The sequence below is a fragment of the Nocardia sp. NPDC049526 genome, assembly GCF_044465765.1.
Taxonomy (GTDB): Bacteria; Actinomycetota; Actinomycetes; order Mycobacteriales; family Mycobacteriaceae; genus Nocardia.
Genome location: NZ_JBITMA010000003.1, coordinates 218,716 through 243,420 on the forward strand (window position 1 = coordinate 218,716; position 24,705 = coordinate 243,420).

General features: G+C 64.1%; 22 protein-coding genes. 14 read left to right on the top strand and 8 right to left on the bottom strand.

The window, feature by feature from the left end; all coding sequences use genetic code 11:
• Nucleotides 1–3: 3 nt before the first annotated feature.
• From ACIBW7_RS10535 to ACIBW7_RS10565, 7 genes are read left to right on the top strand one after another with little or no spacing between them, the layout of a single operon-like run.
• Complete coding sequence (locus ACIBW7_RS10535; protein ID WP_397046019.1) at nucleotides 4–1,095, top strand: MlaD family protein; 1,092 nt, start codon at nucleotides 4–6, stop codon at nucleotides 1,093–1,095.
• Complete coding sequence (locus ACIBW7_RS10540) at nucleotides 1,092–2,099, top strand: MlaD family protein (RefSeq protein ID WP_397046020.1); 1,008 nt, start codon at nucleotides 1,092–1,094, stop codon at nucleotides 2,097–2,099. Before ACIBW7_RS10535 ends, ACIBW7_RS10540 begins: the two co-directional genes overlap by 4 nt.
• Nucleotides 2,087–3,130, top strand: coding sequence for an MlaD family protein (locus ACIBW7_RS10545; protein WP_397046021.1), 1,044 nt, complete (start codon nucleotides 2,087–2,089; stop codon nucleotides 3,128–3,130). The genes ACIBW7_RS10540 and ACIBW7_RS10545 overlap by 13 nt, the downstream gene beginning before the upstream one ends.
• Nucleotides 3,130–4,233: an MlaD family protein gene (locus ACIBW7_RS10550; protein ID WP_397046022.1), complete on the top strand. Its 1,104-nt coding sequence runs from the start codon at nucleotides 3,130–3,132 to the stop codon at nucleotides 4,231–4,233. Before ACIBW7_RS10545 ends, ACIBW7_RS10550 begins: the two co-directional genes overlap by 1 nt.
• A gap of 59 nt (nucleotides 4,234–4,292) precedes the next feature.
• Nucleotides 4,293–5,330 (top strand): MlaD family protein, encoded by a 1,038-nt coding sequence (locus ACIBW7_RS10555; RefSeq protein ID WP_397046023.1) that lies wholly within the window; start codon nucleotides 4,293–4,295, stop codon nucleotides 5,328–5,330.
• The gene (locus ACIBW7_RS10560; RefSeq protein WP_397046024.1) at nucleotides 5,327–6,295 is read left to right on the top strand and encodes an MlaD family protein; all 969 of its coding nucleotides are present in this window, start codon (nucleotides 5,327–5,329) and stop codon (nucleotides 6,293–6,295) included. The genes ACIBW7_RS10555 and ACIBW7_RS10560 overlap by 4 nt, the downstream gene beginning before the upstream one ends.
• 38 nt (nucleotides 6,296–6,333) lie before the next feature.
• Nucleotides 6,334–6,951 carry a hypothetical protein gene (locus ACIBW7_RS10565; protein WP_397046025.1) on the top strand — a complete coding sequence of 206 codons (618 nt, stop codon included), beginning with the start codon at nucleotides 6,334–6,336 and terminating at the stop codon, nucleotides 6,949–6,951.
• A 2-nt stretch (nucleotides 6,952–6,953) separates the two neighbouring features.
• On the opposite strand, the gene ACIBW7_RS10570 is transcribed toward ACIBW7_RS10565, so the two are convergent.
• From ACIBW7_RS10570 to ACIBW7_RS10580, 3 genes are all read right to left on the bottom strand, one after another.
• Nucleotides 6,954–7,853, bottom strand: a complete 900-nt coding sequence (locus tag ACIBW7_RS10570; RefSeq protein ID WP_397046026.1) for an SDR family oxidoreductase — start codon at nucleotides 7,851–7,853, stop codon at nucleotides 6,954–6,956.
• A 77-nt stretch (nucleotides 7,854–7,930) separates the two neighbouring features.
• Nucleotides 7,931–8,362 carry an SRPBCC family protein gene (locus ACIBW7_RS10575; protein WP_397046027.1) on the bottom strand — a complete coding sequence of 144 codons (432 nt, stop codon included), beginning with the start codon at nucleotides 8,360–8,362 and terminating at the stop codon, nucleotides 7,931–7,933.
• A gap of 143 nt (nucleotides 8,363–8,505) precedes the next feature.
• On the bottom strand, nucleotides 8,506–9,249 hold the full coding sequence (locus ACIBW7_RS10580; RefSeq protein ID WP_397046028.1) for a TetR/AcrR family transcriptional regulator C-terminal domain-containing protein: 744 nt from the start codon (nucleotides 9,247–9,249) through the stop codon (nucleotides 8,506–8,508).
• A 77-nt stretch (nucleotides 9,250–9,326) separates the two neighbouring features.
• On the opposite strand from ACIBW7_RS10580, the gene ACIBW7_RS10585 reads away from it, so the two are divergent.
• From ACIBW7_RS10585 to ACIBW7_RS10595, 3 genes are read left to right on the top strand one after another with little or no spacing between them, the layout of a single operon-like run.
• On the top strand, nucleotides 9,327–10,178 hold the full coding sequence (locus tag ACIBW7_RS10585) for an alpha/beta fold hydrolase (RefSeq protein ID WP_397046029.1): 852 nt from the start codon (nucleotides 9,327–9,329) through the stop codon (nucleotides 10,176–10,178).
• Complete coding sequence (locus tag ACIBW7_RS10590) at nucleotides 10,178–11,074, top strand: alpha/beta fold hydrolase (RefSeq protein ID WP_397046030.1); 897 nt, start codon at nucleotides 10,178–10,180, stop codon at nucleotides 11,072–11,074. The genes ACIBW7_RS10585 and ACIBW7_RS10590 overlap by 1 nt, the downstream gene beginning before the upstream one ends.
• Nucleotides 11,071–12,657: an FAD-dependent oxidoreductase gene (locus ACIBW7_RS10595; protein ID WP_397046031.1), complete on the top strand. Its 1,587-nt coding sequence runs from the start codon at nucleotides 11,071–11,073 to the stop codon at nucleotides 12,655–12,657. The genes ACIBW7_RS10590 and ACIBW7_RS10595 overlap by 4 nt, the downstream gene beginning before the upstream one ends.
• Before the next feature lie 396 nt (nucleotides 12,658–13,053).
• Here ACIBW7_RS10595 and ACIBW7_RS10600 read toward each other — a convergent pair whose 3' ends face one another.
• Entirely contained in the window at nucleotides 13,054–14,202 is a 1,149-nt protein-coding gene (locus ACIBW7_RS10600) for a DUF3500 domain-containing protein (RefSeq protein ID WP_397046032.1), read from the bottom strand.
• A complete protein-coding gene (locus ACIBW7_RS10605) occupies nucleotides 14,189–15,268 on the bottom strand; it encodes a zinc-binding dehydrogenase (protein WP_397046033.1) in 1,080 nt (359 codons plus the stop codon). Before ACIBW7_RS10605 ends, ACIBW7_RS10600 begins: the two co-directional genes overlap by 14 nt.
• A gap of 265 nt (nucleotides 15,269–15,533) precedes the next feature.
• Between ACIBW7_RS10605 and ACIBW7_RS10610 the strand changes: the two genes are divergently transcribed.
• Genes ACIBW7_RS10610 through ACIBW7_RS10620 form a run of 3 tightly spaced genes read left to right on the top strand, consistent with a single transcriptional unit; the run spans nucleotide 15,534 to nucleotide 18,241 of the window.
• Nucleotides 15,534–16,319, top strand: a complete 786-nt coding sequence (locus ACIBW7_RS10610; RefSeq protein ID WP_397046034.1) for an SDR family oxidoreductase — start codon at nucleotides 15,534–15,536, stop codon at nucleotides 16,317–16,319.
• A 34-nt stretch (nucleotides 16,320–16,353) separates the two neighbouring features.
• Nucleotides 16,354–17,283, top strand: a complete 930-nt coding sequence (locus ACIBW7_RS10615) for a dihydrodipicolinate synthase family protein (RefSeq protein WP_397046035.1) — start codon at nucleotides 16,354–16,356, stop codon at nucleotides 17,281–17,283.
• 52 nt (nucleotides 17,284–17,335) lie between these two features.
• Nucleotides 17,336–18,241 carry a LysR substrate-binding domain-containing protein gene (locus ACIBW7_RS10620; protein WP_397046036.1) on the top strand — a complete coding sequence of 302 codons (906 nt, stop codon included), beginning with the start codon at nucleotides 17,336–17,338 and terminating at the stop codon, nucleotides 18,239–18,241.
• Between the two features lie 24 nt (nucleotides 18,242–18,265).
• Here the strand turns inward: ACIBW7_RS10620 and ACIBW7_RS10625 are convergent, their stop codons facing one another.
• From ACIBW7_RS10625 to ACIBW7_RS10635, 3 genes are all read right to left on the bottom strand, one after another.
• On the bottom strand, nucleotides 18,266–20,404 hold the full coding sequence (locus ACIBW7_RS10625; protein ID WP_397046037.1) for a bifunctional 3-(3-hydroxy-phenyl)propionate/3-hydroxycinnamic acid hydroxylase: 2,139 nt from the start codon (nucleotides 20,402–20,404) through the stop codon (nucleotides 18,266–18,268).
• Nucleotides 20,401–21,747 carry an amidohydrolase family protein gene (locus ACIBW7_RS10630; RefSeq protein ID WP_397046038.1) on the bottom strand — a complete coding sequence of 449 codons (1,347 nt, stop codon included), beginning with the start codon at nucleotides 21,745–21,747 and terminating at the stop codon, nucleotides 20,401–20,403. The genes ACIBW7_RS10625 and ACIBW7_RS10630 overlap by 4 nt, the downstream gene beginning before the upstream one ends.
• Nucleotides 21,748–21,970: 223 nt before the next feature.
• Nucleotides 21,971–23,185, bottom strand: a complete 1,215-nt coding sequence (locus ACIBW7_RS10635) for an MFS transporter (protein ID WP_397046039.1) — start codon at nucleotides 23,183–23,185, stop codon at nucleotides 21,971–21,973.
• Nucleotides 23,186–23,598: 413 nt separating this feature from the next.
• Between ACIBW7_RS10635 and ACIBW7_RS10640 the strand changes: the two genes are divergently transcribed.
• Nucleotides 23,599–24,699, top strand: coding sequence for a zinc-binding dehydrogenase (locus ACIBW7_RS10640; protein ID WP_397046040.1), 1,101 nt, complete (start codon nucleotides 23,599–23,601; stop codon nucleotides 24,697–24,699).
• Nucleotides 24,700–24,705 lie beyond the last annotated feature (6 nt).

Sequence of the window (24,705 nt, forward strand, 5' to 3'; positions counted from 1 at the left end):
AGAATGCCAACGTATGGGTTGCCAGGGGCGGCCACCACCGGGAAGTCCGCACGGCGGACGGGCGTGATCGCGCTCGCCGTTGTAGCGGTCGTGGCCGCGGTCTGGGCCGGGGCTCAGGCGGTGCGCGCGGATGATCGAATGCGGGTAACGCTGCGCACCGAGCAGATCGGCGACGGCATTGTCACCGGAGCGCGAGTGCGGCTGGACGGGGTGAATATCGGTGAAGTCACCGGCATCGAAAGTGCCGGGGCGGGGCAGCAGCAGATCACGCTGCGGTTGGATAAGTCCCAGCTCACCGGACTCACCGACGCACTCGTCCTCGACTATGCGCCGTCGAACCTGTTCGGCATCAGCGAGGTCGAGTTGCGCCGCGGCCAGGGCGGTGTCCCGTTACACGAGGGCGGGAACGTCGATCTCACCGGCGCGTCGGCGTCTCGGGTCTCGAATGCCACGATGGGCACACTGATCCGGTCGCTGGGGCAAACCACCGACCGGGTACTGACGCCACAGCTGGCCGATGTGCTGACCGCTCTGGCCACCGATGCCAAGGCCTTCACCCCGATCTTGGAAGCCGTCGTGATGCTGAGCCGTGCGGTCGCCGAAACCCAGCGCTACGATCCGTCCTTTCTGATCGGGCAGTACGCCTCCACACTGCATGGAACGGCCGAATTCGCCGGTGCCACTATCGATCTGCTCGACCACATCAACAACATCGAAGTCCTGCGCACCGACCAGCCGCTATTCGACTCCGGAGTCGATATGATCGCCAACAAGCTGTTCCCCGCGATCACGAACCTGGGTTACACCGGGCAGCGGCACTACACCGGCTACAGCGACATGCTGACACCGTTGCTGAACGTCACGGCTCAGATGGTGCCCACCCCACAGCGGTCGAGTGCGGAACTGCGAACCCTGTTGGAACGCATCGATAATTCGTTCGTCGACACCCCCGAGGGCCCGGTTCTGCGACTCGAGCTCACCTTGCGTGGGTTTCCGGCGCTGGCCGCCCCACTGCTCGGCGCAGTGGGCAAGGGAGTCGCTGTCGCGACGCCTGCACCGGGCGATCCCGCCGCGATTCCGGGAGGTACACGATGAAGTCGACTGTCGGCGTGGTTTTGCGGCTCGTGGCATTCGCGGCAGTGATGGCGGTGCTGTTGGCCACGGTGGTGGCAGCGATCCAGCGGCCGGTCTCCGGGAACACCGACTCGTTCCGCGTAATTTTCACCGACGCCAATGGTTTGAAGGCCGGCGACGATGTGCGGATGTACGGCGTGCAAGTCGGCAAGGTACTGACAATCGCGTTGGATCAGGGACGAGCCTCGGTAGGTGTGAGCGTGCAACGCGACCACCCGGTGTTCGAGACGAGCACCTTCGCGATCCGCTACCAGACGCTGACCGGCCAGCGGTATATCGACCTACGTCAACCCGCCGCGCCGGGGGAGAGGCTGGCGGCGGGCGCGACCGTCGCGCCCGAGCACACGATCCCGTCCTTCGACATCACCACCCTGTTCAATGGGCTGCAACCGGTACTTCGGGAGTTTTCGCCCAGTGCCCTCAACCAACTCGCCGAAAGCGTCCTCGCGTTGATCCAGGGCAACGGCACCGGTTTGGGGCCGGCGCTGGACGCGGTGGAACAGCTGAGCCGCTATGCCGTCGATCGGCAGGTCGTGATCTCCACGCTGGTCCGCAACCTGCATGCCATCGACGACCGGGTCGGCGGTAAGTCGCCGTATCTGGAAACTCTGATCCAGGGGCTGACCGACCTGTTCACCGTGCTGGAGGACAAACTGAAAGGCCTTGTCGACTTCGCCCTTGCCGCACCGCCGGTGCTCGGCCCCATCGACGATATGCTCGCGACCCTCGGATTCACCCCCGACACCAATCCCGACCTCGAAAATGCCTTGCACGCCGCGTTTCCCGATCCGCAGGCGGCGACCGAAGTATTGGGCAAACTCCCCGGACTACTGCAGGCGTTCGATGCGATGTTGCCTGCGGCCGGACCCGAAATGAACGGGACCTGTTCGAAAGGAAATGCGCCGGTGCCAGCGCAGCTGCGGGTATTCATCGGCGGTCAGAGGATCGAGCTATGCAACCGTTGATTTCAGGACTCCGCAAACGGATTCGCCTCGCCGGCGATCGCCCCGTCGCCGACGACCGATCGGTGCGCCGCCGCGAGCTGCGACTGGGCCTGATCGGCGCGGCCGCGGTGGTGCTGGTACTGGCTGCCTGTGGCGTCCTGTACGCGATGCCACCGGGCCGGGCGGAATACGGCGCCGATATGACCGAGGCCGGAGCCATCCGCGCCGGTGAGGACATACGCATGGCGGGCATCACCGTCGGAACGGTCAAATCGCTGGAACTGCACGACGATCGGGTGCACATGACCTTCACGGTTGATTCCGATGTATTCGTCGGCGATCAGTCCACCCTCGACATCCGCATGCTCACCATCGCGGGCGGCCACTATGTGGCACTGACATCGGCTGGTTCGAAACCGTTGCGCCACAAAGTGATTGCGAAAGATCGGGTGCGCCTTCCATATACGCTCGGTCAGGCATTCCAGGACGCGGTGACCCCGATCCGCGAGGTCGATGGTGAAACCCTGCGGCAGAATCTCGGCGAGCTGCAGACGGCACTCGTCCGGAGCCCGGACGGCCTGCGACAGCTGGGACGTGCGGTGGATTCCGTCGTCGATATCCTCGACAGACAGAATGCGGACGTCTCACGGGCACTGGCGGTTTCGCAGGAGTATTTGTCTGCGATCAGCGGCAACACCGCGCTGTACGGTCGACTCAATCGCGAACTCAACCTCACTACCGACATTCTCGTCGGCAAGCGGGCCGAGCTATACGCATCATTGGATCTGCTCGAACGGATGCTGTCGCGCCTCGCCGCGGCCGAACCGGCTTACGACAGCTCGCTGAAACCCATGCTCGACAAACTCGCCGAGGTGGTCCCCGAGCTGGAGAGGCTCACCGGCCGACTCGACCAGGTCGTGGCCACCGTCGAGCACTTGGGGCAGCAGCTGCAGCAGATCGCCGGTGGACCGAATGGTCCCGCCATAGACCGATCCGCGACAACTGTGCCCGCGCCCGCACTGTGCATTCCGGTGCCGGGGAGGTCTTGCTGATGCGCCGATTTCTTGCTTCCCGCGGATTCATGTCGGTTTCGGCCGTCCTGGTCATCGTCGTGCTCGCGGCCGCCGGGTACGTCGTGTTGACCGGCGCCGATAAGCCGATGCGCTCGTACTGCGCGATGATGCCGGACGCGGCGGGGCTCTACCTGGGCAGCCACGTCACCATGCTCGGCATCCCGGTCGGCTCGGTGACCCGGATCGAACCGTCCGGTGACGGGGTGCGGGTCGACTTCCGAGTCGAGTCCGATCACCCGCTGCGCGGCGACGTTTCAGCGGTGACCCTGTCCGACACCCTGGTCGCCGACCGTAACCTCGCGATGCTGTCGGCACCGCAACCCGCGCCGAAGTGGGACTCCGGTCGATGCATCACCCGCGCACTCACTCCGAAGAGCATGACCCAGACGCTGGACGCCCTGTCGAAACTCGCGACCGAGATGAGCGCTCCGGACGACCCGGCCCGACAGGGCACGGTCAGCGGCGGTGTTTCGGCCCTGGATACCGCCGTGTCGGGCACCGGCCCCGCACTCAACGAGTTGCTGTTCACGCTCGGTGACGCACTGAAATCACCGGACGCCGCGATCGGACGCATCGGCGAACTGATCGATGCGATCAACACACTCGCCGCGGCGATGAAGAACAACTGGGGCGATCTCGAACATATGCTCACCCGCCTGGCCGGCATGTTGGACCAAGCCAACAACGAGGTCATCGCGCCGTTCGTCGGGATCATCGACGCGCTGCGGGTACTGCTGCCCTGGTTCAACGACATCACCACGAAATTCGGGCGGCCGCTGCTGAACCTCGTGCGGGCGAGCGTGCCGCTGGTCCGCTGGGTCGGCGCGAATGTCGGCACACTCGAGCAGTTGGTCGACATGATTCCGACGCTGACCGACGCCTTCCGAAGGTCGGTCGATCCCGGCACCGGACAGGTCGCACTCGCCTACGCCGCCCCCAAAGTGGCGCTCGCCCAACCGGATGCCGATCAGCTGTGTGCGGCGATCAACGTCGCTGTTCCCGGCCGGTGTCGCAGCGCCGAGCACGGTTTGGCCGATGTCGATCTGGTTTCGCTGGTACTGGCCATCGCGGGAACGAAATGAGGACCGGGTTGCCGCTGTCGAAAACTTCGCTCTGCAACCGCGGAAGGCGCTGGGGTGCAATGAAACTCACGACGAAGCTGCTCGCGTTCGCGGTGACGGGATGCACGCTGGGAGGCTGCGCACTCGATCCGTCGGCCATTACGGTCCCGGGCATGGGCCGTGGCGACGGTTACCGGGTGCATGTCGAGTTCGCCAACGCGCTCAACCTGCCGGGGCAGGCGAAGGTGATGGCCAACGGCGTACAGGTCGGTGACCTCGCGAAAGTGCGCGTAGTGGATCCCGCGGCCACCGCCGCAGGCCATGTGATCGCGGATGTCGATATCGATCGCGCGGTGAAACTGCCCACTGCCACCACCGCACAACTGCGGCAGAACACCCTGTTGGGTGATGTTTTCATCGAGTTGACCACACCGCCGAACGGGTTCGACAAAACCATCGCCGACGGCGGCACCATCCCGATCGCACAGACGAAACCAGCTGTACAGGTGGAAGACGTCATGGCCGGGCTGGCGACATTCGTTCAGGGCGGTGCGGTGCAGCAGTTCCAGGACCTGGTGAATCGCATGAATGCGGTATTGCCCGAACAGCCTGCCGACAGCGCGCATATCGCGCAGGTCATCGGCGCGGACTTCACCGATGTCGCACGGCATCTCGGCGAGGTCGACAACTTCCTCGACGGTATGGAAGCCAATGTGGCCATGGTGCTCGACCGCGATCGAGCACTGAGCGGGCTGCTGAATGAGCAGGGCGCCACACATGTCACCTCGGCGCTGAAATCCCTGATCCTCGTGCTCGGGCTGGCCGGTGCTATGGGCGACATCGCCCACGCCCTGACCTGGATGACGCCGCTGGTGACGGCGGGCGACGCCGCGGCGAAAGCTTTTGTGCCATTGTTGTTCACCGATCGGCCACTGGACCTGAACGCGCCATCGAACCTCAACCGACTCGTGTCACTGCTTCGAGACCAGATCATCCCGTTCGTCGAGCACGGGCCCAAAGTGGACATCACCGGTGTCGACACCGGAAATGGAGTCCCCGCGCAGGAACAAACCGGTCGGATCATCGACACGTTGCGCATGATCGGAGCAGTGCGTTGAAATCACGAATCCTCGGTCCCGCACTGTCATTGAGCAGCATCGCCGCGGTAGCACTGCTCGCTCTTGCCTACCTCACGTTCGACGTAGTCGGCGTCGACTGGTTTACCAGCTATTCCAAACTGACGATGACACTGACCAATTCGGGCAGCCTCGGTCCGGCATCACCGGTATTGCTGTCCGGGGTTCGCGTGGGGAAGGTCGTGTCCGTGCGCAACGGCGACGGCGGCGTCCAGGTCAGCATGCGAGTACGCGACGATTACCACATCCCGGTGGCAAGCACGGTCAGCATCGAAAACCTCTCCGCGCTCGGCGAACCACAGGTCCAATTCACGCCCGTAAAGGACGCGGCCGCCCCGTATCTGCGCGACGGACAGCACATCGACACTCGGGCCATCCGGACGCCGACCTCGATACCCGAGGTGGCCCGGCAGGTGACCCATCTGATGGAACAGCTGGACCCGCAGGCGATCGGTGACCTCGTCGATACCTTCACCCGAGGACTGGCGGGCACCGAAGTGATCGTGCCGCAGCTGGCTCGATCCACCAGCCTGCTCGCCGCCACCCTGCTGTCCCGCACCGACGCCATACACAGCATGCTCATCGACCTGCAGGCGTTGGGCGCGGATATGGATTGGACCGGCCCGGCGATGAGCGCTGCCGCACCGGGCTGGAACCAGGTCGGTGCATCGGCGGACAACCTCGCGCAATCCATCGAGAGACTCGTCCGGATCGGACGGACGCCGGACATGTATGTCCAAGACACCGGCCTCATCCCGTTCGCCGCCGAATTCACCGACTACCTCGAGCAGATGGGTCCCGACATGGCGAAGCTGGTGCCGGTGCTCACTCCATTGACCACGCATGCCACCGGGCAGCTGAGTCGCGTCGACCTCAGCGCGCTGATTTCGCAAGCACTCGCCGAAACCGGGGACGGCGCCTTGCGTTTGCAGATCAACGTCAAATAACCGGCGAACAGATCGAAAACAACACCCCAGGAGCACACATGACCATCGATGCCAACGAACGAATCGACGAAGAAACGACAACTGACCGACCGGCACGGGCTGAGGACAACTCCGTAGCGACCGGGCGCGCATCGGGGACGGTGTCGATAAGACTGTCCGCCATCGCACTCGGAGCCGCGATTATCGCTCTGGTGGCGGCAACGGGCGTATTCGCCGCGCTGTGGCTTTCGGCTCGCGGTCAGCTCAGCGACCGTGACGCCACCGCCGCCGCCGACCGCCGTGCCGAGCAAGTCGCCACGGATTACGCGGTCGGCGCCTCCACCATCAACTTTCAGGACTACAACGCGTGGATCGCCAAGCTCAAGGCGAATACCAGCCCGCAGTTGGCGAATAAATTCGATGCCACCGCACCGAAACTGCAGGAAATCTTGGTGCCGTTGAAATGGTCCTCGACCGCAACACCGGTCAGTGCCGTGGTCACCTCGGAGACCGGCGGCGTATACAAGGTGAACGTCTTCCTGAATGTCAACTCCACCAACGCCCAGACTCCCGACGGAGGCCAAACGACGGTGACGTATAACGTCACCGTCGACTCGGGTGCGGGATGGAAGATTACCGATGTCGGCGGTATGGACGGCGCTCTACCGCTGAAATGAGCCTATTTTTGCTGCTGGAAGAGACTGGTGAGATGCTCTTCCAGGGTCGTCATATGGAACGACGGCGCATAGGCTCCGACAGTATTCTCCGATGCGACGGAGCCGTGGCTGTCCCAGTAACGAACCAGGGGAATGATCGATGAGAGTCGGTGTCCACGCCAGCGGAAATAAGGAAGGGCTGCCAGGAAAAGGTAATAGGTGGGGAACCGCGGCGACGCTTTGACCGTGCGGCCCGCCGCTGTCGTCAGCAATTGCTCGACCTCGTGGACGGCGTAACTTCGTGGTGCGACGAAGTCGATATCCCCATTCACCACACGATCCTTGCAGACCAACTCTTGCACGATGAACGGGGCCACGTCTTTTTGACTCACATAGCTGATGTGGCGCGACTTGTCGATAGGCAACAAGAACCTGCCCTTGTTGAGCAAATCCAGTCGCGGGTCGAAAACATCTTCCATATATGATCCGCATCGCAGCACGCTGTAGCCGATGCCACTCGACGCCAACAAGCGTTCGACCTCGAACTTGGCATCGAGAACACCGACGCCGGTGTTCCGGCCTGCTCCGAGCGCAGAGGTGTAGATCAGGTGCTCGAGTTCGGCCGCCTTGGCGCCGGCGATCACAGCGTTCGCTGCCTCGAACTCCGTCGACGGGTCATTCTGCCGCGCGATCGGTGTCAAGAAGAATGCCGCATCCGCGCCGTCCGCTGCCCGCGCGACATCGTCCGCGTTCATCATGCTGCCAGCGACGATCGTCGCTTCGGGATAGCGACGCGCAAGCGTATCGGCGTCGCGGGCGAGGAGACGGACCGAGACTCCTTGGGCCAGCAGGCCGCGTACGAAGACTTCGGCCACTTGGCCCGAACACCCGATCGCGGCAATGGTTTTCCTTGGCTCGTTCAATCGAACCACCTTTCTGGTACGACCGAATCTGTCCCGAACCGCGGGCCATAAACGGCGCGCGGTGCGGCGGACAGATATCAGGCGACGAGCCCCTGAGCCTTTTTCAGCGATTTGTCGAGGGCGCTGACGAGCGAGTTCTTGAAGACCCCGCCCATGGGGCCGTCGATCATCCCGCCGTCGATACTGGCTGTTAACTCGACCGTGGTGGTCTCGGCCTCGCCTCGCAGGCTGATGGCGAGTGCTAGTTTGACGCCGGCCCTTGTGGTTCCGCCCATGGCGATCGAGCGTGGCGCGTCGACATTCTCGAAAGTCCAGTCGATGGTGACCGGCATGTTCATCACGCTCGCACTTGCGGTAGCGGTGTCGCCGCTGGCGAGCTGGGCTGGGACGGCGCTCTTCCACGATTTGTGAATCACAAGCCAATCGCCCCAGCGCGACGGATCGCCGAGGACCTTCCAGACCTCGTCGGGACTGGCCTTGTAGCTGGCGCTGGTTTGCACGGTACGCATGCGATTCTCCTGTTCTCGGCACACTCGCGATCTCGCGCACGACGGCTGTCGCCGCGCGGAGTCCGGGTATCTAATTCGGCTACAGCGTATCCGAATTAAAACCGAGCGCCAAGATGGATCGAAAGCAGCGGCATCCGAACGAATCAGGTGGGGTCCACTGCGTCGGCCGCCGCGTCGTGCAGCGGCACGAGGCCCGCGACGAGTAGCTGCAGACCGAAGCGGAATTCACTTTCCAGAGTTTGCCTCGGCAGACAATCGGCGACCGCGATCGTGGCGGGGAATCGCGCCGGATCGAGTTGGCGATAGAGCGCGGTGAGTGGGGCGGGGTCGATGTTGGCTTCGGTGTCGTGGCCCTGTAGCTGTGCGGCGAAGCCGACGGCATAGCGGGCAATGGTGGCGTATACAAGCGCCGCGGACTTCGGGGGGAAGCCGTTGGCGAGCAGCATGGCCAAGACTCGCTCGCGCAACATGAGCGAATTGGGTCCGATCGGTACCTGCTCGATGATCAGGGGCGCGATCCCCCGGTGATGGTGCAGAACCGAGAAAATGGCCTCTGCGGCGGCGATGCATGCGCGCTGCCAGTCGTCATCGGGCGCGGTGTCGTCGATTTCGATCTCGCCGAGCACCGAGTCGACCACGTGGGCGATGAGTTCGGCACGGTTGGCGACTGCTCGGTAGAGCACGGCGGTGCCCGTTTCGAGACGTTGGGCGAGCGTGCGCATCGACAGTGCGTCGGCACCTTCCTCGTCGACAATGCGCAGCGCGGTCGTCACAATCCGGTCGAAGGGCACCCGTGGGCGGCCGGGGGAGCGGCGAGCCGGGGTCTCGGCGGCGTCTGAATCGGCGGTGGTCACACTCGCATTGTTGCGCATCGACAGGCTGGACACGTGATCATTATATAGTGGTCACATTGTTGCCATTATCACTTGACCTGCGGTCATGTACCGGCAACACTGTAACCATTATGAGTAGACGAGCAGTCGCCGATGATTACATCGACCCTGATTCGCGCTTCGCGATCGTCGAGGGCCGTAACCTCCACTACAAGCGGGCCGGGACGGGGCCCTCGGTGTTGCTTCTGCACGGCAGCGGCTCCTCGCTGCACTGCTTCGACGAGGTGGCCGCGGCGTTATCGTCGTCGTTCGATGTGATTCGCCCGGACCTGCCGGGCTTCGGTCTCACCGGCCCGCGCGCCGACCGGGACTATCGGATACAGACCTACGCCAAGACGGTCGCCGCCTTCTTGGACTCCATCGGGGTCTCCAAGGCTTCGGTGGTCGGCAATTCCCTCGGCGGCAATATCGCCTGGAACTTCACGCTGGATTACCCGCAGCGGGTGGATCGGCTGGTGTTGATCAATGCCACCGGTTACCCGGGCAAATCGTTGCCGTTGGCGCTGCGCCTGGCACGCAACCCGATCGGTCGCGTGTTGGTACGGAATTTGGCGTCTCGCTCGGCCACCGAACGCAATCTGCGCTCGGCGGTCGGGTCGCGCCCTTCGGTGGTGGATGACGCAATGGTCGACCGGGTGCACGCGATGCTGACCCGGCCCGGCAACCAAGAGGCGTTCATCGACTTCGCCAACACCGACCAGATCGACCGCACCGCCGAGATTGCCGCCATCGCCGCGCCCACACTGGTACTGCGCAGCGCGTCCGTCGACGGACAGTATTTCACTCGCGATATCCCCGGCAGCCTCGAACGGATTCACTCCTCCGGCGGCCACCTACTCCCCGACGAAGATCCCGAATGGGTGGCCAGCGCGGTGCTGAACTTCTTGACCGCCGAGGCGAACTCGCCGAAGAAGGGAAAGTAATGAAGTATTTCGTGGTGCCCGGCGAGACCCGCCAGTTGGACCAGGCCACACGTGCCGAGTTGCGCGGTGACTTCATCGAATGCGGCGACGGGATCACGCATTACGAGATGGCCGGGCCCGAGGGCGGAGAGGTCGTCGTGTTCGCGGGTAGTCTGACCACCCCGCTGTTCTACTGGGATCAACTCGCCGGTGAGCTGCATTCGCGCGGATTCCGCACGGTTGCCTACAGTCCGTACGGGCGCGGCTATTCCGATCGCGTACGGGCCACCTACGATGAGGCCCTGTTCGTGCGGCAAATCGCGGATTTGACCCAGCGTCTGGATCTGACCGAACCCTTCCATCTCGTCGGAGCTTCGATGGGTGCGTTGGTGTCGATGGCTTTCGCTCAACAGCACACCGACCGGATCGCCACCTTTACCTTGGCCGGCCCCGCCGGGCTGCAGCCCGCGCCCGCCTTCGTCCCCTTGCTGCGCCAGGAGATGTTGGGCACCTTTGTGGCAAAGAAGCTGGGTAGCAAAATGCTCGACCGGCACCTGTCCCACAATGTCCGGGATCCGCAGCAGTCCGCGGCGCTCACGGCGATGGTGCGGGAGTGTTATCAGTTCGAAGGCTCGGTCTACGCCTTGGCCGCAACGATCGCCTCCTTCCCGCTGGGCGGTCGTCAGGACCTCTACCGGCGAACCGGGACACTTCCGTTCCCGAGGTTGTTGCTGTGGGGCGACGAAGATCAAGTCACCCCGATCACGAGCTTCGACGAGGTGCGCCAGTTCTTGGCGCCCGTGGAGTCGCACGTTATCTCGCCATGCGGGCACATGGTCCCCTACGAGGAGCCCGCCCGGATGAGTCTGCTGTTCACCGCGTTTGTCGAAGCTGCCAGGAAAGGGTCGTCACGATGAAGACAGAGTCGAGCACTCGACTGATCGACGTTCTCGTCGTCGGCGGCGGGCCGACCGGCACCGCCTTGGCGATCGATCTGACCCGCCGCGGACTGGCGGTGCGGATCATCGACAAAGCCGCGAGGTCTTTCGATGGTTCGCGCGCCAAGGGAGTCCAGCCGCGCAGTCTGGAAGTGCTCGAGGATCTGGGCGTCCTCGACGATATCCGCGCCGGCGGCGCCGAGTACCCTCTGTTGGGCATTCATGCGGGTCCGCTGACTATTCCGTGGCATATGATCTCCCGCAACGAGCTGACATCCGATGTGCCGCACCCGAATACGTGGTTGATTCCCCAGTTCCGCACCGATGCCGCGCTGCGCGCCGGACTGCAGCGGCTGGGCGTGACAGTCGAATCGAAACGTGAACTCGTCGGATTCGAGCAACACCGGGACGCGGTCGTGGCGACGGTCGCCGGTCGCGACGGTGTCGAAGAGATCGGCGCCCGCTACCTTGTCGGCGCGGATGGTGGGGCGAGCACGGTCCGCAAAACAGCGGACATCGGCTTCGAGGGCTCGACGGACGAATCCGATCGGATGATCATCGTCGACGCCGTGGTGGAGGGTCTTTCCCGGGATCGCTGGCATGTGTGGCCGCGTCCGGGCGGCCGGTTCGTCGGTGCGTGCCCGCTGCCGCACTCTGATGTCTTTCAGGTGATGATCCGTCTGCAACCCGGTGAGGAGCCCGCTCTCGACGAGGACAGCCTGAATGCGCGCATCCGCAAACAGACCGGCGACAACCGCCTCCGCTTGTCGAACATCGGCTGGACATCGGTATTTCGCCCCAACATTCGACTGGCGGACCGGTACCGATCGGGACGGGTATTCATTGCCGGTGACGCCGCTCATGTACATCCTCCCGCGGGCGCGCAAGGACTCAATACCGGTCTGCAGGATGCCTACAACCTGGGCTGGAAACTCGGCCAGGTGCTCGCTGGGGCGCCGGAGAGCCTGCTCGACACTTATGAGGCCGAGCGGCAGCCGATCGCGGCCGGGGTCTTGGGGTTGGCGACCAAGAAGTACGAGGGCTTGGCCAAACTCGACCCGGCGTCGATCAAGCGCGGCGATGACGAACGCCAGCTCGGCCTGCACTACCGCGGCGGCCCACTGGTAACGGCCGATGCCGAACAAACCGCTGCGCTGCGGGTCGGCGACCGTGCGCCGGACGCGAAATTGCTGGACGCGGCCGGGGGAGCGCAGCGACTGTTCGACCTCTTTTCCGGACCGCATTTCACCGCAATCGGCTATGGTCCCGCGGCCGTCGAGGAACTGGCCGCATTGGCGTGGCCGGCGGCGGGCGCGGGACTGAAAAGGATCGCCATCAATGGCGGTGAGCAGGTGGACGCCGATGTCGTGCTCGTCGATATCACCGATTCCTTCGCTCGGATCTACGGCGTGGCCGACTCCGCACTCCTGTTGATCCGCCCTGACGGCTACATCGGCTCCATCGCCACCACCGACATGGCGCGGGTAACCCTGGCACACGCCGCCGCGATGACCCCGGCCGTCGATGCCCCCGCCGTACCCAATGTCGGGGGAAAAGGGTGAGCCGCGACAACGTCCTGCGTGGAATGGCTGCGTCGCGACCTGACGAGCTTCGGACACCGAATGCTCGAAGAAGATCGGGCTGGCGTCAGCGCCGCTGAGGGCGTTTTATCAGTTTGGAAATGCGATGATGTGGCACCTGATGGTCGATTTCGGTATCGGTTCACCATTGCATTTCGTTGCCTCCTACGAGGCGGCCGTAACGTTCGCGCGGGAGGCCATCGAAGGGGGTTGGGCTCGGGCCGTCGCTGTCGATGATCGGGTGGACCAGAGTTATCCGGTTATGCCGTGCCAATGCCTGTTTTCGACGCCGAGCGGGCCGAATCCCGCAGACATGTTCAAAAACGCCGGTTGACGGCTGCCCGGGGGACACCAGGGCAGCCGTTCAGCCAACGTTGTTCAATGCGAGCGTCGGCGATGCTCGGCCAGACTGTCCAGCCCGAAATCCGAACGCGGGTTACGCCATACGGAGTGTGCGTGGTTGGCGTGGCGCTGGGTGTTGTCGTACTCGATGAGCAGTTCCGGGCCCTGGATGCGGTAGTAATGCGGTTCTCCCGCCCGCAGGCTGCCCGCCCATCCGAAATGGATCTCGTCGAGTACGTCATCGGCCGCGTAGTGCGCCGAGTGGGCTTCGGCTAGTGCGCTCGGCGCGCGTCCGCTGTACAGATCGATCAGTTGTCGGAGAATGTGGCGCTGTCCCGGGGCGAGGTCGCGCGCGGATAGGCCGGTGGGGGGAACGGAGATGGCCATGGCCGCGTGGTCGGCTTCGGTGTATCCGCTGCCTTCTTCGGCACGCCGGTCGACATCATCGACCAGATCCCGCAGTGCCGGGTCGCTGAACCTGCCGCGCCACAAATCCTGCATGTGCATCATCGTGTCGCCGTGTGCGATGGTCGGCCGGTTACCGGAGACGATGTCGGATATCGCGCTCTCGTGCAATAACGCCACGCGGTATCGGTCCGGGTCCAGCGACCGTGCCAATTCCCGCGCGGCCTCTTCTGGTCCGCCCAGCGGCCGTAGCGCTGAACCGAGTAGTGCGGTACTGGCCGGATCGGCTCCGATGAAGCACGGCGTCGTCGAGACGATGCGGCCGCCGACGATCAGGTTGTTCAGCGAGATGTGGTGGCCGCCGAAACGCCATGCCCAGACCGGGTCGCCCGGTCGGCCGAACAATCTGAGCCAGTAGAGGCCCGGATCCCGGCCCCGTTCCCGTCCCCAATTGACGTGCCATCCTTCGACCTGATCGAGGACATTCTCCAGCCCCATCACCGTTGAGACGGTGGCATATCCGGCCTCTGACAGGCCTGAGGCGACCAGCTGCATTGCCAAGCCCTGCTGGCGTGCGGTCTGGTCGCGAAGGGCGAGTCCACCGTGATCGGTGGGTGTGTAGAACCACTGGAGGCGTTCGGCCTCCGCGTCCGGAGCGAGTGGGGAGGCGAATTGCGCCTGAACTCGCTGTTCGTGAGTCAGGGTCGCGAGCCACGCTGTCGCACGCTCGGCCATGTCGGTGGCGACCAGCTCGCGGACGGTGACGTCATTCGGCGACATCGAGCATCACCTTGATGGCGTTGTCTCGTCGTCCGGCGTAGGTATCGAAAGCTTCGGCGATGTCCGCGAGCGGGAAATGATGTGTCACCAGGTCGGCGGTGTGCAGTCGGCCGTGGGATGCCAGCGACAGGGCCCTGGCTACCGAGCCCGCGCCTTCGCCGCGGACGGTGTGGATCGAAATCCCGTTCATGACAGCGTGATTGAGGTCGGCAGACACCGGCTGTTCGAAGAATCCGGCCAAAACGACCTTGCCGGAGCGTTTGGCCATGTGGATCGCGTCGTCGACCGCGCTCGCAGCGCCCGAGCACTCGACGACGACGTCGGCGCCCAGACCGCCGGTAACCTCCCGGACCGCGGCGACGGCATCTTGCTCGCGGACATTGAACAGGTGATCGGCCCCGAACTGCTTTCCGATTTCCAGCCGCTCGGGGCGGGTACCGGCAAGCGTCACAAGGTCCGCCCCTAGCTGGCGGGCTACCTGCACAGCCAACAGTCCGATGGGACCGGGGCCTATCACCGCGACGGTGGCACCGACCAGGAGCGAGTCGAGCACGTCGTAGACATGCATCACGGTGCCGGCGGTGGTCAGCATGACCGCCGAGTCGAAGTCGATGTGATCGGGCAGCCGATACAGCGTCGAGACATGATTGACGACATATTCGGCGAAGCCGCCGTTGACCGTCATACCCACGACCCGATGCCCTTTGGTCGCATTGCCGTAGTTCAGGCAGTCCGTATAGCAACCGGACAGGCAGTTGGCGCAGCGCATGCAACCCCGATGTGCCTCCGTGACAACACGATCGCCGACCGCGAATTCGTCGACAGCACTGCCGACCGCTGCCACGACGCCGGCATATTCGTGACCGGGAACGAATGTGCCCGGCGCCGGGCCTGCGTCGCCGAAGAAGCGTCGGCTACGGACCTTGAGGTCGGTGCCGCACAACGACGCCCGGTGCACTCGCACGAGAACGTCTTCCGGCCCCGGGCGCGGCACCGGCACAGTTTTGGTTTCGATAATTCCTGGCTCGCCGATTACGGCCGCGAGCATCGTATCCGGAATAGACACAACACCGCCTTTCGTTGGCTATTGATGAATTATCAGTACGCTACGTGAAGGAAATCTCTTTTGTCCAAGTGTCATTTTGCGACGATTGCGTGGCTCTTTTTGTCGATGGGGCGCTGAACTGGGCGTATAAGTTTTGCCTATAGAGGGCGGCGAATATTCCTATTGGGCGCGGACAGCTCCGTGATGTACGGTTCGGAACATATGTAATTACCGGATTCATGAAAAACGCCGGATTATCATCGGGCCTGCGGTCGAGGAGTCAACATTGGATCTTGGGATTGGCAGCAGAACTGCACTGGTGCTGGGCGGAGGTGGCGGCCTCGGCGGTGCGATCGCGGAAAGACTTGCGGCCGAGGGCGCCAACGTGGTCGTCGCTGATATTCATCTCGAAGCCGCCGAATCACGCCGCGACGCGATCGTCGACCGGGTCGGCCGGGCCATGGCAATGGGTTGGGATATTGCTGACCTCGACGTCATCGAAGGCAATGTCGACGCGATCGAGCAGACCTTCGGTCCGGTCGACATCTTGGTGAACAACACCGGTGGGCCCGCGCCGGGGCCGGTTCTCGGCCAGCCCCCTGCGCTGTGGCTCGACAGTTTCCGTTCCATGGTGCTGTCTGTGATCGCGATCAGCGACAGACTCGTCCCCGGCATGCAGACGCGCGGGTGGGGGCGCGTCATCACCAGCACCAGTTCGGGGGTTGTCGCACCCATTCCCAACCTCGGCCTGTCGAACAGCCTTCGTGCCGCACTGCTCGGCTGGTCCAAGACGCTGGCTCGTGAGGTCGCCGCGGACGGCGTCACCTGCAACGTCGTCGTGCCGGGACGGATCGGCACCCAGCGCGTCGAGCGTCTCGACCAGATCAAGGCCGAGGCGCAAGGCAGAACCGTCGAACAGATCGCGGCCGACAGTGTGGCCACCATCCCGATCGGCCGCTACGGCGAACCACACGAGTACGCGTCGACCGTGGCGTTCCTGGCGAGCAATGCGGCGTCGTACATCACCGGCTCGGTGGTGCGCGTCGACGGCGGGCTCATTCCCAGCCTCTGAAACCGAAAACCCCACAGCCACAAGGACATCAGCCATGGCCCTGCTCACCCGCGAGGCAAAGGGCGTCTTCGCCATTTCGCCCACACCCTTCGACGAGGACGGCGCGGTGGACTTCGACTCACTGCGTCGACTCGTCGATTTCTACGAATCCGTCGGTGTCACCGGGATTACCCTGCTCGGCCAGATGGGCGAGGCACCGAAACTGTCCCACGACGAAGCAACACGAATCGTGAGCCAAGTGCTGCAGTGGACCCGGCTGCCGGTAGTCGTCGGCGTCTCCGCCCCGGGTTATGCGGCGATGCGCGAACTCACCTCCGATGTCATGGCGGCTGGCGCGGCGGGTGTCATGGTGGCACCACCCAACACACTGCGCACCGATGACCAGATCGTGGGTTATTACGAGGGCGTCGCGGCCGCGCTCGGCGATTCGGTCCCCCTTGTCTTGCAGGATTACCCGTTGTCGTTCTCGGTTGTCATGAGCCCCAAGGTCGTCGCACGCATCGCCCGCGCCGTCCCCAGCTGTGTAATGCTGAAGCACGAGGACTGGCCGGGGCTGGAGAAGATCAGCGCATTGCGCGATTTCGAAGCCGCGGGCGAAATGCCCCGTCTCTCGATTCTGTGCGGTAACGGCGGCCTCTTCCTCGATTTCGAGGTCGAGCGCGGGGCAGACGGCGCCATGACCGGATATTGCTTTCCGGAAATGCTGGTCGACGTGGTTACCGGTGCCGACCGTATCGAGGAAAGTCATGACATCTTCGACGCACACCTACCGTTGTTGCGGTACGAACAGCAACCGGGTATCGGACTGGCTGTACGCAAGTACGTCATGAAGCGGCGCGGACTGCTCGCCTCCGATGCTCAGCGGGCGCCACGCGGCGTGCTGTCGAGCCGAGCGCGGGCAGAAATCGACTATTTGCTCGCCCGGCTCGGTCGCTTGGATAAGCGAGCGAATCTGGTCGCGTGATTTCCCTGTTTCTCCACGTTTGCAGCGGCGGGGACGGCGGTAACGTCATCTGATGCGACTGCGCCAACTGGAGTATTTTATCGCCGTCTGGGAAAGCGGGTCCTTCAGTGCTGCCGGGGGACGGCTATATGTCTCGCAGCCCTCGCTGTCCCAGCAGATACGTTCGCTGGAGAAAGAACTCGGCGCGGAATTGCTCGAACGCGGACGACATGGTCTTGCCCTCACACCCGCCGGACGCGTCTTCCTGCCCAGAGCCCAACTTGTGTTGCAGGCCGCCGAAGAAGCGGCGGATGCGGTACACCAGGTTGTCGAGGGACGAAGCGGTGACGTGCACGTGCTCACCGTCCGATCGATCGCCTCCGGGATACTGCCCCCGAGCGCGGTGCGATGGCACGCGCTGTTCCCGACCGCTGTCCTTCGGGTGCACGATTTCTCGCATCGCCGCGCCCTCGAGGACGCCGTTCGCAGCGGGCAGGGCGATGTCGCGGTCGGTCCGCGACCCGAACCGTGGGACGGACCGGTCGTCTCACTCGGTTACGAGGAGATGGTGCTGGTCGGCCCGGCGGGACGAAATATGGGTTCCGCAGTGGGAGCCGAAGAACTCGCCTCGGCCGATTGGATCCTTTACGAGGCCGAACAAGGCATGAGTGAGATCGCCGACCGGGTAGCCACCAGCCTCGGATTCACCCCTCGTGCCGTGGCTCGCACCGGACAGGTGACCGCCGCATTGCTGTTCGCGATGGAAGGCCTGGGCGTAGCACTTGTGCCCAATAATGTCGTGCCCGGCGGCTGGGTACAGCACACCAGACGGATCGGCCCCGGTGTCTACCGCGAGATCGTCGCCTACAGCCGCAGCGCGCCGACCCAACTGGCCCAACGGTATCGGGACTTACTCGTCTCCCTCGAGCTTCCGCTCACCGCGGCGAGGGATCTTCCGGCAGATGCGCTGCGCTGTTAGCGGCCACGGTTCATGTGCGCGCGGTCAGTAGGAGGCAAGCAGGCGGGTGCTCTCGGTTCCCGGGTGGGCGAGGATGAGACGGCCTCGGATCTCGAGGTCGAGCTTGGGGCGGACCATGTCGAGTGGAGCCGCGAAGCCATAGGCGGACAGGTCGATCCGCGCGGTCGTCGCGGCAACGATTTCGGGGCCGTCCTGTTCGAGCTCGACCTCGAGGCGCATTTCGGTCGTGGTGCCGCGAACTGTCAGCTTGCCGACTACCGCGAGTCGCCCTGGGCCGCGACCGACGGCGTCGCCATGGAATGAGATCAGTGGGTGGGTTTGCACGTCCAGGAACTCGGGCGCGCACAGATGCCGGTCTCGGAATGCGAGACCGGTCGCGATGCTAGCGGCGTGAAGTTCCAGCAGTACCGTGGCCGATCCATCCTGACCCCAGGTCATCGAGCCGGATGCTCGACGAAAGCGGCCGGTTACCGGGAGCAGTCCCCAGAGCCCGCGGGCGAAGAACCTGATGTCCGCGGTTGCGGGATCGAGTTTCCAGACACCGGTTCGCTCGACCGCCTCGGTGTGTTCCTGAGCAGCCGATTCATTTGATATGTGCGGCATCAACTTCCTCAGCGTTTTTTCGAGCGCATTCGACGAGGGATTCGCGCAGACATAGTGGTCGGGACGGAGTACGACGAATGGCTGTCGCCTGAAGTATGGACGGGCCAGCTCATGAAGGTCTTCGAGGATCTGGGTCGGCGAACCACGATGGACGGGGCGCTGCCCCGGCGAGATCAGCGTTACATAGGTCGCGCCCAAGACGTCTTCGGCGATGCGGCGGCCGTTTTTCGATAGCACTTCGCGTGGATCGGCGTCCCAGCCGATGATGCGCCAGCCAGAGCCCGAGATGTCATCGAGGCGGTGCTCCGCGCCGCTGAACGTCCGCACGATCGGCTGCGGAAATAGGCGGCCAACCGGCGAGCGCAGCGATGGTGGTGCCAAAAGCAAGCCGCGGCGGTACCGGGCCGGCGGCCGCCAGCGGCCTTGGCGAACGCGTTCCCGTAATGGCGGGACACGCAGGAGCGTTCCGGCCGCCGCGTCGCGAAACGTCGCCGCCCAGCGCGATTGCATCGTGACCAGATGGCCGGCCCGGACCGACAGCTTGGTTATCGCGTCGGCGTGCGGCCGCCGCTCGGCTTCGTAGGAGTCGAGGATCTGCAGTGGCGCGCTGGCGTTCACCACGGCCGCGATTTTCCAGGTGAGGTTCGTGACATCCCGGATTCCCGAGTTCAGGCCCTGGCCGATCATCGGAGGCATCAGGTGGGCGGCGTCGCCGCACAGCAACACCCTCCCGACGCGCCAATGCTCGGCGCTCTTGGCTCGGAAGGTGTAGATGAGATGGCGCAGGATCTCGGCGGTGTCGGGGTCCGCATCCTCAGCGATCACTCGCCGCGCGGCCCGGGGTGTAAGGATTTCCTCTTGGTCCTCCCACGGCATTACCTTGCGTTCCCAGCGGTGCCCACCAGCGGCGAGTCGGCCGGTCAGGCGGGGCGCCGCCGGGTCCAGCGTCATCTGAAAGTACGGAAGGTGGGTGACCGGCTCCGGCAGCTTCGCATCGAGGATGAGCCACGTGTCGGTATATGCGGATCCGACGAGCTGGACGCCGATCGCTTCGCGGGTGGCGCTATTGGCGCCATCGCAGCCGACAACGAAGCGTGTGCGCGCGTTACCGGTCCCGCCGTCGACATCACGAAACGTGAGTTCGACGCCTTCGTCGTCCTGGGTCAACCCGGTTAGCCGGTGCCCCAGTCGGATATCGACATCCGGGTACTCCGCAAGGGCCGCCCGAAGTTGCTTATCCAGCAACGGCTGGTAGATCGCCGATATCCACGGATGCCCCTGGAGTTGTTCCGTTGGCAGTGTCGTCGCGACGACCTTGCCGCGAGCCGACACCCACTGGGCGCCGGCCCCGAGGAGCATGTCTGGAACGGCGCGCTTGTACACCCCCGCCTTCTGCAGCGTGCGCAGCGCTTCTCCGTCGAGAACGCCGACGCGCGGATTGGGGTACACGTCGCTCTCGCGCTCGAGTGCCAATACCGTCAACCCCGCACGCGCCAGCAGCAGCGCCGCCAGCTCACCGACGGGACCCAGGCCGATCACGGCAACGTCGAACGTGATCATGACAGGTGTCGGCAACCCGTGAAAAGGATGTCGGTAGCTCGCGAACGACTCACGAGGCCAGCCGCCGAACTTTCGAGGTGCTGCAATACCGATTCGATGTCCACGCCGAGCAGTCGGCCATCGCGCTTGACGATTCGTCCGTCCACGATCACGGTGTCGACGTTGCTGGTGTCCATATGCTGTACGACGGCGCCCGGCGCGTGATTTACCGGTCCGGCATTGAGTGTGCGTGCGTTCAATGCGATGACGTCCGCCCGTTTGCCCGGGGTGAGGGACCCGACGAGATGGTCGAGATGAGCCCCTTGGGCTCCGCCGATTGTTGCCATTCGGAGTATGTCTCGCACCGTGACCGGCTGAACCTCGGGTGAGTTGCTCTGCATCGCTACTTGGATTCGGCTGCGCTGCCACTGGTAGGCCGCACGCATCTGGGAGAAGAAGTCGACGGGTGCGATGCCGACCGTGTCCGTGCCGAAACTTGTTGGGATGCCATGTTCGAGGGCCGTTTGCAGCGCCGGTTGGCCCATGGCGAGCGATTGCTCCGCGCTGGTGGAGACCGATACCTTGCCACCGGTCCGTTCGATAGCTCGCCATGCGGCGTCCTCGATACCGAGGCAGTGGATGTAGGTGATCCAGGGGCCGAGCAGTCCCTCCTCCTCGAACTGTTCGAGCACGTAACCCCAGCTGGTGTCATTGACATGCGCGAACATGGGCAGACCGAGGTCTCGCGCAAGCTGGAACAAGTCCTCATCGACGTGATAGCCCAGTGCCAGGCGGACGAGTGTTCCGTCGTGCACCTCACCGGTCGTTTCGATGAGGCGACGGATGTCTTCCGGATGGGCATACGACGGGTCCGGCTCGTGATCGCCGAGTGACGGCGAGAAGCTGAAGACGCACCGGATTCCGGATCGGCGGATTCCTTCGAGCGCGGCGTCGGTGTGTTCGGGGGTATACGAGCATTGCGACGTGTCGACGACGGTCGTCGTTCCCGCGGCCAGATTTTCCAGTGCCCCACCGAATTGTCCCCAGTAGACGTCCTCCGGCGTGTACTGGTGGAACAACGCGTCGGCTCCGGCCCGGGATTGCATGAAGTAGTCCATGTCGAGGGCATCGGCCCAGTACGAGCGCAGGGCGGTCTGGAACATGTGGTGATGCGAGTTCACGAAGCCGGGAAGGACGATCTTGCCCGCGCAGTCGAGCACCTGCGCGTCGGCCTGTAAATCCTGCCCCACCTCGACGATCCTGCCGTCCTCGATGAGGACATCGCCGCGTTCATGATCACCCAGCTTCTCGTCCATCGTGAGGACGATTCCGCCGCGCAGCAGCAAGCGCCCGTCGGAATTCATGACCGCCTCCAATTGGACACACAAGGTGGGTTGCAAAGCGCCTTTGTCATAATGGACACAGTGTTGCCGTTATTATGCTCGGTGTCAATGGATATCGGCGCCACCTCGGCAACGGAGACGGCGGCAATCGCGTAGGCCCGCGCGCGTCGAAGTCGGCGGGACGCTGTGCACCCTCGGTACCGGACGCGATGACGAGCGATAAGGGCTTGGCCTGATGTCTGTTTCAATGCTGCTCGCTACTGGACTGCGGCACCACGGCAGGTGAGGTCGGGGCCGAAGCCGGTCCGGGATCCGACGTCGCGGCGCGAACGGTGCCGAGCAATGACACCGTGGCCACGGCGCCGAGGATTGCTCCGAAGACGATGCCGATGTGGGAAAGGTTCCAGTGCTGGGCGGCCAATCCCACGCCCAAGACGGGAACGGAGATCGCGAAATAGGCCACGACGAAGTAACTGGAGGCGATCTCGCCCCGCTGCGATGGCGGAGCCGCTTCCACTACCGCGCCCAGTCCCTTGCTGAAGCTCGTGCCCTGTCCGACACCGGCGATCACCGCGGCCGCGATGAGGATCAGTACCGACTGGGCGCTGAGAGCCGCACCGACCAGTGCGGCGCTGATTATCAGGGCCGCACAACCGAGGATCATGGCGTTGGGAACGGGCAGCGTCCTGGTGAGGGCTTGGGCAGCCGCGGACGCGGCGAACGTCAAGGAAACCAGCAATCCGGCAACGGCCTTGTTGTGAACGTGCAGAGATTGATTCAGGAAGGTCGGCACGACCGACGCGAATAGGCCGATCACGCAGAACCCGGCGAAGGCCGCCGGCGCCGCACGAATGAACGCCTGCCTTGCCTCGGGCGGAATTGAGAACCGCTGCACGGTGAGCCGAGCCCGCGGCTGTGCCGCAATGGTCTCGTCCGCATTCCTGATAGCCGGCACCGCCAACCCGACCATCACCAGGTGCACCGCGAAAACACATCGCAGCGGCCACGGGCCGTATTGCACCAGCACGCCCGACAGCGTCGGCCCTATACCCAATCCGCCGATGTTCGCGACACCGGCGACCACGTGGGCTCGGGTTTTCCATGTCGCGGGTGCGGCTTCGACGATCATGGCGGTCGCGGTACCGGTGAAGATACCGGCCGACAGCCCCGACAGCGCTCGCCCGAGCAGCAACTGCCACACCGGCCCCGCGGTGAGGAACACCAGCGAACTGGCTGCGGAAAAGGCCAGTCCGGCCATGAGCAGCGGTCGACGTCCGAGCGCGTCCGACCACCGGCCGAACAGAATCAGTGCCGCGACGACTCCGGCGGCGTAAATGGCGAAAATCGCTGTGGACGTGCTGATGGAGAATCCGAGCTCGGCGGCATACAAGGTGTACATCGGCGTCGGCATCGTCGTACCGAGCATGACCACAGCGAAGGCGTAACCAACCTGCACCATCGACCTATCGCGCCGACCGCGCGCGCCTGTGAGGCGCAAATCTGTCTTGACCGCTAATCGAGTCTCCATAATGGCAACAGCGTCGACGCTATCGTCGCTAATGTCCAGCTATATCGGCAACGATGTGGCCGATATTACTCGGAGCGGTATCGAAGCGGTCGACGCAGATCGGTGCCAACCGGAATTTGCGCCGGACCTGAGCTCGAGCAGGATTTCACACCCAAGATCTCCCCTCCTCCAGGCGAGCCGCGCCGACGCTTCGTAAGCGGTGGCCCACGCGTCGGACGTCACGAGCATCTATAGGTGTTGCCTATGCGTGTCTCGCGCTTCTGGTCTTGGACTTGCCGACGACGGGGCCAACACAATCGAGGACCAACCGGTTTTCTGCTCGAATTTCAACTGAAAGGTTGCAGATGCCCTCTGAGACAATGTTGGCTGCCGTACTCGGCGAGCCCGGGACGATCGCAACCACGCGGTTGCCTGTGCCCGAGGTGGGACCGGACGACGTCCTGGTCCAGGTCCGCCGGGCATCGCTGTGCGGTTCGGACCTCAAGATTCGAAGTCGGAAGTTCTTCGCCGGTGACGGACCGCCTCCGGGAACCTTTGTCCCCGGGCACGAGTACGCGGGCGTGGTGGCTGCGGTGGGGAGCAGCGTCGACGAGTTTTCGGTTGGTGACCGGGTCGTGACCGAGGCGCATCGCGGCTGTATGCGATGCGTCAACTGTCTCTCGGGTTCCTACACCGATTGCCTGAACTCCGGCAAGCGGGAGAAAGGGCATCGGTCACAGGGGATGACGGTCAACGGCGGGTTCGCCGAATATGTGGTCAATCATGTGTCCACCCTGCATCGGCTGCCGGATTCCGTTGATTTCGACGCGGCGGTAGTTCTCACCACTGTCGGCTCGGTTATGCACGCCTTCGATGTCCTCGGCTCCCTCGTTGTCGGCGCGAGTGTCGCCGTGATCGGCCCCGGGCCCATCGGGCTGCTGGCCGTTCAGGTCGCCCGCCAACTCGGAGCCGACCCGGTGGCTCTGGTGGGTACCAGGTCAAGCCGGTTGGCGCTCGGCAAGCAGTTCGGCGCCGACGTGGTGCTCAACTCGCGCGCGATGGACGCCGTCGCCGCGGTACGCGATCTCACCGGTGGGCGCGGCGCCGATATCGTCCTCGAGTGCTCGGGCGCCGCGCCCGCTGTCGATCAGGCGATCCATATGGCCAAGCGGTCCGGCAAAGTCGTGCTCGTGGGATTTTTCGAGCAGCCGGTGCTGGCCGACCTCAACCATGCCGTCATGAACGGAATCTCATTGCAGACGGTTCGTGGCGAAGGAACGGGCTCTGTTGCACGAGCCGTTTCCCTGGCAAGCCAGGGAAGACTGAACACCGACCCACTCGTGACACACCATTTCGCACTCGGCGACATCGGTGAAGCGTTCGACACCTACGCCGAACGCAGAGGCGATGCCATCAAGGTGATGCTCGATGTGTCCGACGATGGGGAACCGATCCATGGTCGGTAGCGTCCC